The organism is Facklamia sp. 7083-14-GEN3, assembly GCF_024742075.1.
GTDB lineage: Bacteria > Bacillota > Bacilli > Lactobacillales > Aerococcaceae > Facklamia.
This window is the reverse complement of the sequence record NZ_JANSGD010000001.1, coordinates 381242-393873: the sequence shown is the minus strand read 5'-3', so window position 1 is coordinate 393873 and position 12632 is coordinate 381242. Positions and strand designations below refer to the sequence as shown.

The 12632-nt window shown below is 33.6% G+C and carries 11 protein-coding genes; 3 read left to right on the top strand and 8 right to left on the bottom strand.

What is annotated here, in order from left to right; genetic code table 11:
* Nucleotides 1-110 precede the first annotated feature (110 nt).
* From NW240_RS01850 to NW240_RS01820, 7 genes are all read right to left on the bottom strand, one after another.
* Nucleotides 111-509, bottom strand: coding sequence for a rhodanese-like domain-containing protein (locus NW240_RS01850; RefSeq protein ID WP_258435742.1), 399 nt, complete (start codon nt 507-509; stop codon nt 111-113).
* Nucleotides 506-1477, bottom strand: coding sequence for an ROK family glucokinase (locus NW240_RS01845; RefSeq protein WP_258435741.1), 972 nt, complete (start codon nt 1475-1477; stop codon nt 506-508). The genes NW240_RS01850 and NW240_RS01845 overlap by 4 nt, the downstream gene beginning before the upstream one ends.
* Before the next feature lie 10 nt (nt 1478-1487).
* Nucleotides 1488-2171 (bottom strand): rhomboid family intramembrane serine protease, encoded by a 684-nt coding sequence (locus tag NW240_RS01840; protein WP_258435740.1) that lies wholly within the window; start codon nt 2169-2171, stop codon nt 1488-1490.
* Between the two features lie 120 nt (nt 2172-2291).
* Nucleotides 2292-2444 carry a 50S ribosomal protein L33 gene (rpmG, locus tag NW240_RS01835; RefSeq protein WP_090290502.1) on the bottom strand — a complete coding sequence of 51 codons (153 nt, stop codon included), beginning with the start codon at nt 2442-2444 and terminating at the stop codon, nt 2292-2294.
* Nucleotides 2445-2534: 90 nt separating this feature from the next.
* Nucleotides 2535-3143 (bottom strand): endolytic transglycosylase MltG, encoded by a 609-nt coding sequence (locus NW240_RS01830; RefSeq protein WP_258435739.1) that lies wholly within the window; start codon nt 3141-3143, stop codon nt 2535-2537.
* 14 nt (nt 3144-3157) lie between these two features.
* Nucleotides 3158-3625, bottom strand: a complete 468-nt coding sequence (locus NW240_RS01825; RefSeq protein WP_258435738.1) for a hypothetical protein — start codon at nt 3623-3625, stop codon at nt 3158-3160.
* An 82-nt stretch (nt 3626-3707) separates the two neighbouring features.
* Complete coding sequence (locus tag NW240_RS01820; RefSeq protein WP_258435737.1) at nt 3708-5756, bottom strand: penicillin-binding protein 2; 2049 nt, start codon at nt 5754-5756, stop codon at nt 3708-3710.
* A 247-nt stretch (nt 5757-6003) separates the two neighbouring features.
* Here NW240_RS01820 and NW240_RS01815 point away from each other — a divergent pair, with 247 nt between their 5' ends.
* Complete coding sequence (locus NW240_RS01815; RefSeq protein WP_258435736.1) at nt 6004-8652, top strand: YfhO family protein; 2649 nt, start codon at nt 6004-6006, stop codon at nt 8650-8652.
* 98 nt (nt 8653-8750) lie between these two features.
* On the top strand, nt 8751-9629 hold the full coding sequence (locus NW240_RS01810) for a DUF1189 domain-containing protein (protein ID WP_258435735.1): 879 nt from the start codon (nt 8751-8753) through the stop codon (nt 9627-9629).
* A 25-nt stretch (nt 9630-9654) separates the two neighbouring features.
* Here the strand turns inward: NW240_RS01810 and NW240_RS01805 are convergent, their stop codons facing one another.
* Entirely contained in the window at nt 9655-10989 is a 1335-nt protein-coding gene (locus NW240_RS01805; RefSeq protein WP_258435734.1) for a DEAD/DEAH box helicase, read from the bottom strand.
* A 152-nt stretch (nt 10990-11141) separates the two neighbouring features.
* On the opposite strand from NW240_RS01805, the gene zwf reads away from it, so the two are divergent.
* Nucleotides 11142-12584, top strand: coding sequence for a glucose-6-phosphate dehydrogenase (gene zwf / locus NW240_RS01800; RefSeq protein WP_258435733.1), 1443 nt, complete (start codon nt 11142-11144; stop codon nt 12582-12584).
* Nucleotides 12585-12632: the final 48 nt, after the last annotated feature.

Below are 12632 nucleotides of genomic sequence, written 5' to 3'. Positions count from 1 at the left end.
CGATCATAATGGTGATTACCATGTTAGCTGGTATCATTTTTAGTCTTATAATTGCTTTTTTAAATTATTAAGGATAATACAAATGAAGTGGACGTTACCACTTCATTTTTTTATTGATTCGATTTGGTTTTTCCAAACCATTTTTCCATTCCACCCTTTAGAATAAAGACTTGGTCATAGCCATTTTTTCTTAATATATTAGCTGCTCGTGAACTTAAAAAATAATTATCATCGACCAAATAAACAGGAATGTCTTTACGAATTTCATTATGACGCATTTTAAATTGAGACATTGGAATATTTCTAGCTCCTAAAATATGACGTGCATCAAATTCTCCTGTTTCACGAACATCAATCACTTGAACTTTGCGAATAACCTCGTTTAAATCTCCACTAGCGACCAACTTGGCTGAACGTTTACGCATTACCCAGAGACTTAGCCAAAAAATACCATAAACTAATAGAATAGTTACGACTATCCATAAAAACAATTCGAATATACTCATCATAATTTCCCACTTTCTTTTACTAAAATTAAATACGCTGCACCTAAGATTCCAGCATCATTGCCTAATTCAGCTAAGCTTATTTGGGTTTGATCTTTGATAGGTTGAAAAACATATTCTTGAAAATTTTTATCAATTGCTTCTTTAAGGTATTCTCCCGCCTTGGAGATACCCCCTCCGATAACAATCCTTTGCGGATTGAGAATATTTGCTAAATATGAACAAGCTAAGCCGAGGTATTTTGAAAAACTTCCAAAAATCTTCAAAGCAAAATCATCATTAGCTTTTGCGGCTGTAATCAAATCTTCTGCTTCAACCGATTGACTAGCTTGAAACTCTTGATATAAAGAAGATTGTCCTTGATAATCTTTGGCAATAATTCGACCCAAATTATTAAGACCTTTAGCTGAAGCTATTGCTTCTAAGCAGCCATACTTACCACACGAACAAGGAAACTTGTCTGTAAAGTCCACTGTAATATGGCCGATTTCTCCCGCTGAACCTGAGGCTCCTTCAATTAGACGATTTTGACAGATAATTCCTCCTCCGACTCCCGTTCCTAAAGTTAACATAACCAAATCACTACACCCCTTGCCTGCTCCTTGCCATAGTTCACCAAGAGCAGCCGAATTGGCATCGTTAATAATGATAAAGGGAAGTTTGATTTCTTTTTCAAAGAGAGCTTTAACTGGATGTGGATTTACCCAATTTAAATTATAGGCTCCTTTAACCGAGCCATCTTCTAAAATGGTGCCCGGACTTCCCATTCCAATTCCTATATAATCATCTACTACTTCGTGTCTTTCTTTTATTTTTTGTTGAATAGACTCGATGATAGAAGGAACAATTTTGTGCCCTTCATTTTGAGTCATGGTTGGCATTGACCATTTTTCAATGATATGACCTTGATGTGAAATAATTGCCATTTTAACACTTGTCCCACCTAAATCGATGCCGATAATCTTTTTCATGGGCAGCCTCCTAGCGATGCTTATAAATTTTTCCTACAATTAAGAGAGTTGTTAAGATAAATATTCCTAAAAAGATCCATAATCTAGTACTTTTATTCACACTGCTTTGCAATCGTTTATCTAACCCTAATACAAGAGTTGTCATACCACCATATACAGCGCCACCAAAATGCCCCCACTGATCAATCCCCTGGGAAGAAAAGCCAGTAATGACATTAAGGATAATTAACAAAGAAAAATTAATGGCTCTTTGTCTTAAAACGGTCATATTAGGATACATTTTTGCTAATACAATATAGGCTAGAAACAAGCCAAAAATACCTGTCGAAGCACCTGCTGACACATTGTCATTAAAAGCAAAAGAAAATACATTGCCCCCAAAACTAGCAAGCAGATAAATAATTAGAAATCGCCCGTGTCCAAGAATTTTTTCTAGGTCTTGCCCAATAAAATAAAGAGAAAGGTTATTAAAAAGCAAGTGTTCGAAACCAATATGAATAAAAGTTGGTGTGATTAACCGCCACCACTCTCCGCCGTAAAGAATTAATTCATTCGACTTGGCTCCGGTTTTTATTAGGGCTTCTAAGGATGTCGTTGTTTGAAATCTTATTAACATATAGATAAAGACAATTAAGTTAAGCGTTACTAACGTGTAAGTAACAAAAGGTAAATCTAAAATACGTCTCTTTTTCATGCCAGAAACTCCTTTAATAATTTGAAGACCATTATACACTAAGTAGCAAATATTTCCTATTGAACCCTTTTCGGTTAAAAATAAAAAGTCTAGGTCATAATGGCCCAGACTTTCATAAAATTATTTTTTAACTTCACGGTGTAATGTTACCTTACGATCTCTTGGGCAGTACTTTTTAACTTCCAGACGATCAGGATTGTTACGTTTGTTTTTATTAGTTAAGTAATTACGTTCACCGCATTCAGTACATTCTAAATTGATGTTTACGCGCATGGTTTTCCCTCCAAACTAAAAATTATTTACTCTTCCAAGAACAGCACTATAAGATTATACCATTGTTTTTAAAATTTAGCCATGGTTTTTTTATTGATAATAATAAGCTCCGTTAGTTAATTGACTTGCAATCTCATGAATGGTCATATCAGAGTTCAATTGATATTCGCCTGTTTGAATTAAAGAAGATAATTGCCACTGCTCAATAAGATTTTGAAACTCTTGAGCTGAGGAAATATAACCTTCAGTTTCTAATCGTTGAGCAATTTGACTAGCGTTTTCTCCTTCACTAACTACAAAAGCACCTTCGGCTGAAGATTGGTTATTATCTTCTCTTTCTGCTTCGCTATTTAAATCAACAGACTCATCTTGATCTTCAGTATCTTCATCTCTCAGAGATTCTAAATATTCAATCGATTCTCTTTGATTGGCTACCCTTTCTGTTAAGGACTCATTATCGGCAGTCAATTTTTCTAATTGTCTATTTAATTCTTCATTGTCGCTTGTTAGCTTATCTAAACTAGACTCACTTTCCTCAACCATCTCTTTTAACTGACTAGTTTCTTGTCCATTAAGTATACTAGGCAAAGTAACACCCTCTATCGGAACATGCCCTTGTACAAAAGTTGCATAAGCAGCCGTTATTAAACTAGCAATTAGAAGCCCCACTCCCAATGACCTCAAATTTTCTTTTTTCATTTTAAACCTCCTAACTAGCGGTTTTCTATATATTCATCGATCACGTATTGAATGGTTACAAGTTCTTCATCCACTTCATCTTCAATTTCTTTTAAAGTATAACCTTGTGAATAGTAACGAATGATGTCTTCACGATTTCGATCATTGACATCGTAATTGACACGTGGTTGGACCACTTCTTCTGTAGCTTGAAGGTCCTCTTGCTCTAAGGTTTCTTTAATTACATCAGAGTTTTCTTTAGGTGCAAAATAAACTTCTTGAGCTGTTACGGGCTGCATAAAATCTTCTTTAACACTTTCAGCAGGAATATTATCAACTTTTAATTGATTAATCATATGCTGTAACTCTGTGATTTTTTCTGCTTGTTCTTCAACTTTCTTATTTAAGCTTGCATTACTATTTGAGTCTTTAGTGAATAAAGACATTAATAACAAAATAATTGATAAAACTAATAGAGCCAATACTAAAATCCAAATATCCATTATCTCACCTCATCTATTTTTTTCTCAGTTTAACAAACGTCTGTGAAGATTCAAATAAATTTTTCTGAAATTTTAAAATTATTTATGGAGTAGTTATATTCTTTTTATTCTTATAATCAATAATAGTATTTCTAGTTTCTGATTTCAATTCAAAATAAGCATTATAAACATCTCGAGCAATTCGAGCCACCTCGCTACCATATGAAGACTGGTTAAGATAAGGCACTATCACACTAATAGCTATTTCTGGATCATCAAACGGCGCATATCCAATATAAGTACCGTTTATGACCGGTTCATTTTTAGCATATTGAATTGGTCCTGCATAGAAGGCTTCGGTCGTTCCTGTTTTTGAACCTACTTGGAAAGGATAGTCCATAAAATAAAATGAGGCTGTCCCTTGTTGTGTGTGGGAAACCATTCGCATTCCTTCATGAATTCTTTGCATTTCAGCAGGATCATTTTCAATCACGTTCATTAGTTGAGGTGGAATAGTAGTAACAATACCACCTAATCGACCGTTTTTATCCGTTCCGCGTACTTCTTTAACTAATCTTGGTGAATAACGCTTACCATTATTAGCTATAGTGGAAACATATTGAGCCATTTGTAATGGCGTGTAGAGGTCGAATTGACCGTAAGATAAGTCTAAGGCAGAAACGAGCATATTACTAGCTGGTGTGTATCCGGTAGATTCATTAGGTAGATCGATTCCTGTTTTTGTTCCCAATCCAAATTCAGCAAAATTTCTTCTAAGAATATCGATAGTACGGGGATTAATATTTAATCGGCCTTCTTCTTCATAATTATATTGTCCACCAATACGCATGGCTAACTTAATCATATAAATATTCGAAGAGCGTTGTAAAGCAACCATATCATCAATAGGAATCTGACCAGTTCGGTTGAACAGTGATGTTTTTTCTTGAGAAGCTTGGAATTTTAACGGTTCATCAATAATCACATTATCTGTTAAAGAAATAACGCCTTCTTTATATCCCATTGAAATCATAGCAGGCTTAACACTTGAACCCATACCGTAGGAAGTATTAATAGCTCCTAAAGCATCATCAACTATTTGATCGCGATTATAGGTGTCATTCTTTTTATCATAAGCGTATCTTTTACCAGAAATACCGAGGACTTCGCCATTTTTAGGATTTAAGGCTACAACATAAACACGGTCATTTAATCCTTGCTCAGCTCCCATATTAATCAAACTACTTTCAACGATTTCATCTAATTTAGCTTGAAAATCAGTATTAATGGTTAATACCAAATTGCTACCTTTAGAACCTTCGTAAACCTGATCATTTGTTAGAATATCATCTTTAGAGTCTGTAACGATATTAAAAACAGACTTAGAACCTTTCAGAATAGATTCATATTGCTTTTCTAAGTACGAAATTCCAATTCGGTCATTCATTGCATAGCCTTTAAGTAGTAATTCTTTAGCGTCTTCTCTTGGAATACCTCGTTCTTCGGTAGAAACTTGTCCCAAGATAGAACGAAGCATATCATTTTTAGGATAAACTCTTTGCCAATCGGTTCCAATTTGAATGCCAGGTAAATTTCTCAGATTCTCACTCACCCTAGCTATTTCTTCTTGAGTGACATTTTTATTCTTTATCGTAACGGTTGATAATTCATAGGCAGCTGCCATTCTTTTATAGATAGCAATAATCTTTAATTCAGCTTCCGAAAAATCTAAATCTTTTTCCTCAACCTTTGATAATTGAGCTTCATAAGCTTGACTGCCCGATAAGAGTAATTCCTCTTCAGTTAAACGATTCCGAACTTCGTCAATGTTAGTTACGATGAAATAATCTTTCTTATCTCTTTCGGTAACGCCTTGAGTAGGTAATTCAATTAATGAGGCTAGTTGGGTAGCTACCTTAATAAGATCCTCACTATCTACTCTTGAAGCACGATTTCGCGTAAAAAGAATGGCTCTCTCCGGTTGATTGCCGACGATTACATCACCTTGGCTATCATAGATCATACCGCGAGGCACAGCGCCGGTTGAAATAGTTGATTCTGTCCGTTGAACCATTTTGGTGAGACTTTCACCCTTATATAGTTGTAAATAGCCTAAGCGAATGAAAAGTGCAGTAAAGGCTAAAAAAGCCATAAAAAATAGAAAATTTAGTCTTCTTGGGATATGTGAACGTTTCTTTTTTTTGTTTTTATTTAATTTTCTAGGCATCTTCATCATACTTTCTGTAATGAATTTCTAAAGTCTAAGTTATTATAGCAAACTATGCCTCAAGTTGAAACTGAATCCATTAAGTCATAAGTTTGCTAAGAATTTTTTGTGATTTTATCGTAGTTTTTTGCTAAGATAGATAAGCATTATTTCAAGAAAAAGGAGTTTTTTCGTGAAAATTAACAGTAGAAAGTATTTTCTTTTGATGAATTTATTCGTCACCTTCCTAATAGCAACAATATTGGCCTACTTGATGAAATTTATTCCATTTGGTGAACAAGGTCGAACCATGCTAACCGTCGACTTAGGCCAGCAATACATTGATTTTTTTAGTTTGTATCAACGCGCAATCACAGAAGACCCTAGACTCTTTCTCTATTCCTTTGAAAAAGGAATCGGTGGCGAAATGATTGGTTTATGGGCTTATTATTTAATGAGTCCCTTTAATCTGATTTTATTGTTTTTTAAAACTGAAAATTTAGATCTAGCAATTACTTTTCTGACTCTTTTTAAACTACTAGCGATTTCGACAAGTTTTTATTATTTTATCGATAAAAAATACTCTATTCATCCAGCAATGAATATGGCTTTTAGTCAAGCATACACCTTCATGGCTTATAATATGGCTTATCTACTAAACATCATGTGGTTAGACGGATTGTTTTGGTTACCGTTAATTGCTTTGGGTCTTCATTATCTACTTAAAAAGAATAAACCACGTCTATATGTTTTTAGTTTAGCCGTTGCAATAGTTAGTCATTATTACATCGCTTATATGATCTGCATCTTTTTAATTTTTTTCAGCCTATTTGTCATTTATGAAGATGAAAAACATCTCACATACAAAGAAGTCTTTTCGAAATACCTTTCTTTTGTTAAATATTCATTACTTTCAGTAAGCTTGGCAGGAGTTTTTCTGGTTCCTACTTTTATTTCTACTCTTAGAAGTAAAAATGCCCACAGTAAAGGACCTCTAAATTTCATCTTTGACTTTTCAAGTGAACACTCATTGATTGAGCTTCTATCCAAAAATTTTATTGGTGCTTTTGATTTTAAACAATTAGCTGATGGTTCAGCTAATTTTTATGTCGGTATGACTGTTATGGTTCTTTTGTTATACTATTTCCTTTCACATAGGATAATGTTAAGAGAAAAACTTATTAGTCTGATCATGTTGATATTTTTCTTTGCCTCTTTTACTTTTGCTAATTTAGACAAGGGTTGGCATCTTGGCCAGTTTCCTATTTGGTATCCTTCACGTTTTTCATTTTTAGTTTCTTTCTTTCTTTTAGTTTTAGCGATTCGTTCATATAAATTCGTTCATAACATCAAACTTTATCAGATACTAACCATCATTTTTTCTTTGTCAGTCTTTTGTTTATATTATTTTCTAAATAGTGATTACAGTTTTTTAAGTAATGAAAAAATCTTTTATACCCTCATTTTCATGCTCTTAATTAGTTTTATTTTCTATCTAAACCGTAAACCACATAAAATATTGCTTTATCTAATACTTATCTTGACCTGTGGAGAGATGACTTTAAATGGCTACTTAATTTTATCAGCAATTGATCATTACGTTAAACCCTCACAATTTAAAGACTATATCACTTTATTGGACCAAATGATTGCCCCTATTCAGCCACAAGAAGATGAATTTTATCGCATTCATAAAACTTTCAATCGAACAAAAAATGAATCCCTTTTTGCTAATTATCCTAGTGTCAATCACTTTGGTTCAACCTTAGAAGCTACAACTAGCCAACTTTACGGTTATTTAGGAATTCCACATACTAGCAATTCCATTCATTATACTACTGGCACTCTTTTTATGGATGATTTTCTAAATATCCGCTACCTTATTGATATCACTTCAAACACTAATTTATTCACTACGGTAGAAAATTTTCCCTTATATAGAGATGCCAGCGACTTTGATATTCGAGCGCATCAAAAAACTAAAAAAGAAAAACGCTATGTCTATTATGAAAATACAAATGTCTTAGGTTTGGGAATGGAAGTATCTCCCGCTGTTTTAGAAGCGAGTTTCAAAAAATTTAAACCGATTGAAAATCAAGAAACTTTATTAAAGTTATTAAACTTCGATGGAAATAAACAAGAATTCTTCAAACAACAGGCATTTAAAAAGATTGATTATCTTAATTTGAATGTAACGGATAAAGGGGATGGAAACTACTATACCTATAAAAAAGAAAAGACAAATAGAAATGCTTCTTTTGCCCTATCATTTGATACGGAATCGAATAATCCTTTTTATTTTACTTTTCCTAGTCAATTTTCTAATCGTAAAGTTTCACTTATATTAAATAGTAAGCCTTATGAATTTTATTCCCCTACAAATAGTCGGCAAATTATGGATGCAGCATTTGAAAATTCAGGTAAAGAGCATTTATTAAGAGTTAAACTAAAGAAAAACACTTTTAAAGCCAACCTTATACGCTTATATGAATTCGACCTTAAAAGTTATCAACAACTCATCACAAAAAGAAAAGACAATTCACTCCAAATTACCTCTTTTCAAGAAAACGCTTTGGAAGGTCAAATTGATATTCAACAAGAAAAAGGTTACTTACTGATGACGTTACCTTATGATCCCAATTGGCATGTCAAAGTGGATAATCAATCAGTGGAAACCCAAGCTGTATTAAATGACACCTTAATGGCTATTCCGTTGACTAAAGGTAAACATTCTATTAAGATGACTTACTTCCCCAACTCTATCTATTATGGTGGCTTAGTAAGTTTCATATCTATTAGTCTATTAATAGTGGATCAAGCTAAGTTTCGACATAAAAAATAGACAATTCATGTTATAATTAATTCAGTCATCCAACTTGCAACTTTTTAAATTGTTGGATAAGATAGCTCTATTGAAATTTAGAATAAAGGATGTTTTATTTGAAAAAATTATTTTTTATCCTTAAAAACGGCCTAAATAATCCACGTTTTTATATTGAAAGTATTAATGTTAAATGGAAGCAAATAATAGTCCTTCCCTTAATTGTAACGATTTTAATAGCTGTTAATTTTGGTCTAGCCCTTTTTCCGACGCTGCGGTCTATTCAAACAGATATTAATGAAAGTATTAATTATCTTCCTGATTTTCAAATTGAAAATGGTGAACTCAAGCTTAAAGAAGATCAGAAAGCTCTATATTTTGAATCGCGTCAATTTCAGTTAATTATCGACGATCAATTGACTAATCTCTCTAAAGATGAAGGCCTGATTTTAAAATCAGAAAATAAAAGAAATCCTGAATTGACGAGTATTTTTAATTTATTACTTGTTAAAAATCAAATAGTGGTCTATACCCCAGAAAATGGTCAAGTTTTTGCTTTCAATCATGATATGGTAACTAGCAAAGAAAGTTTAGTAACTGTTTTGACTTATGCTAGTCAATTCAATTTTATTCAGATCGTCTCTCTTATAATTATGACCTGGATAGCGGCTGTTTTTGCTCACTTCTACTTCATAGTCATTACCTCACTATTAACAGGTATCTTGAACATCCGCTTAAACTTTCCATTACCTTTTATAGTGCGAATGAAGCTGGTGATGGTGTGTTCGGTTGTTCCAATTTTAATGATAGAATTGATTAAATTAGTATGGTCTAACTTTTATGTGCCCTTCTATCTATTGGTGGGGTTAACCCTCTTTATTATCTATCATTCCTTTAAACAACATACGCTTTTCATGCATCAATTGTTATCTCATATGGATATCAATATTATTAAAAAGGAAGATATTAAATCTGACGAAGACAAAAAGGACTCCTAGTTTAGGAGTCCTTTTTGTCTTCGTCTTATTTTTTACGTTCTTGTCTAGCTCGCATTTTATTTTTACGTCGACCAACTGAGCGTTTATGCTCTTTTATTTCTTGCTTCAATTTATGTTTATAGCCAGGCTTGACTTTAGCCTTTTTAGCGCGGTTAATCAATTGTTTTACTTTAGGATCTTGTACTTGTTCTTGAGTATTCTTGCGATCTGATCGTCGATTACGATTATCTACTTTTTTTAATTCACCCTTGCTGTACTTGACTTCAGTAAATTCAATCCCCTTAGCTTCTAAGCTCTCAATGGCATCTTCATCATCAGGCCCCATAAAGGTGAATGCCATACCGGTTAAGTCGTTTCGTGCGGTTCGACCTACCCGATGGACAAAAAATTCTAAGTCCTTCGGCAATTCCGTGTTTATAACATGAGAAATACCTGGAATATCAATTCCTCTGGCCGCCAGATCAGAGGCTACTACATATTGAAACTCTAAATTTCGTATTTGTTTCATTAAACGATTTCTTTCTCTTGGCGGAATACCACCATGAATTGTGGCGATCTTTAAGCTTTTACTTTTTAAAAATTCGCTTAACTCATCAGCATAACTTCTAGTATTACAAAATACGATCGCTAAGTAAGGTTGACCCATAGTTAATAGATTATAAACCATTTCCTCTCGGTTTATCCCTTTTATATCTATCAGGTAGTTTTCAACTTGGTCAGTTAACACTTGTTTAGGTTCAATCGTAATTTCTTTAGGTCCGGTCATGTATTTATTTAAAAACACTGCTACCTGTTGAGGTATCGTAGCAGAAAACACCATCATTTGTAAGTTTTCTGCCATTCTAGAAGCAATGTCATCTACAATCGCTAAAAAGCCCAGATCAAACGTCATATCCGCTTCATCCACGACCATCGTCTTAGCTGTTTGAACCCATAAAGCATTGGCTTGCATCAAGTCAAAAATTCTCCCTGGCGTTCCAATCACTAAATGCGGTTGCTGGTTTGCTAATTTATCTATTTGTCTTTCCTTATCTGTTCCACCTACAAAGCGTGAGATTCTAATACTTTCATTTTGTTCACCCACAAGCTCCAAGGCAAATTCATAGATTTGATTAGCTAGTTCACGACTAGGTGCCGTAATAACAGCTTGAACTTTTTGCTCATCAGGATCTAGTTGATCTAATAATGGGATAAGAAAGGCGTGAGTCTTTCCTGATCCAGTTTGAGACTTAACAATAAGGCTCTCTCCTTTTAAAGCAAGAGGTATCACCTCTTCTTGCACTTGGGTCATCTTTTTAAAAGATATCCTATCCAGTGCTTGCTTTATAAATGGTTTAATCGTTAATTCCTTAAAATTCATAAATTACTCCTTTATATACTCTTTTGATATAATGACTTCATTCGTAAAAAAGTATACCATAAAGCTATCTGATAAAATATGGCTGATTCCATAGCTTGAAACCAAGGTCTAATTTGATATAATGAAAACTATCTGAAAATGGAGGCATAAAGATGAAAGATTATCGTTTAATTATGACTATTTTTGGGGCTAGTGGTGACTTAGCCCATCGTAAATTATACCCAGCCCTTTATCAATTATTTAATAAAGGCTTTTTAGCTGACCATTTTGCTATCATAGGGACAGCTAGACGTGAATGGGATAATAATTACTTTCGTCAAGTGGTAAAAGAAAGCCTTACTGAAGCTAAACAAGATAATAAAGATATTCAAGATTTTCTTTCTCATTTTTATTATCAGTCGAATGATGTGAAGGAGAGTCAACATTTTAACCAACTTAAAGAACTTTCTCTTTCACTTTCGGAAAAGTATCAAACTGAAGGAAATCAAATATTTTATATTTCTTTATCGCCTAAATTATTCCCTATCATTACCAGTCAATTAAAAGATCAAGGTTTACTTACTGATCAAGGATACAATCGTTTAATTATTGAAAAACCCTTTGGATATGATGAAAAAACAGCTGAAGAATTGCAATCACAGCTGACTCAATCTTTTGATGAAAATCAAATTTATCGTATTGATCATTATTTAGGCAAGAGTATTGTCAATCAAATTTTACCTATCCGTATGAACAACTTTCTCAGTCATTTTTTATGGGACCCAACTAACATTGACCACATTCAAATCACTTTGGATGAAGAGATTGGTGTCGAAGATCGCGGGGCCTACTATGAGACCAGTGGTGTCAGTCGCGATATGATTCAAAATCATGCCTTACAATTATTTACTTTAATTACCATGGACCTTCCTGAAAATATGAGTAATGATGCTCTAAGACAGAAAAAAATTGAGAGACTGAAGCAATTAAAACATTATTCTGACTTAAAAGATTTAAAAAATAATGTTGTGCGTGGGCAATATTTACAAAGCGAAGACCAAAGCCAAATAGCTTACCGTCAAGAAAAAGATGTTGCAAGCGACTCAACAACAGAAACCTATATGGCTCTAAAAATAACCATCGATCAAGATAAGTGGGGAAAAACCCCCATCTACTTGCGTTCAGGTAAGCATCTTAATAATAAACAGACTGACATTAAAATTATTTATAAGAAGCAAGCCGAAAATATCCCTGCCAACTATTTACAAATTGAATTAGCTCCTAAGCCTGGTATTCGTTTGTGCTTATCTCAGTCTGACTCTACCCATCGTAATGAAATTAAAGAACTCAATCTTTGTTACCATCTTCCACGAGAACTTGCCAAAGTAATTCCTGGTGACTATGAAAAATTACTTTTTGATTGCATGAACGGCGATTTGAGTAATTTCGCTCACTACTTGGAAGTTAAATATGCTTGGCAATTTATCGATTCCATTCATGCCTTTTGGCAAGAAGAGACGGATCCAGATTTAGCTTTCTACTCTGCGCAATCAAACGGACCTGAAGCTGGTGACTATCTGATTGAAAAAGATAATCGTTCATGGCTTAATGAATAGAAAAATAATAAAAACCTTTCCTTTAATTTAAATGGTAAAAGGAAAGGT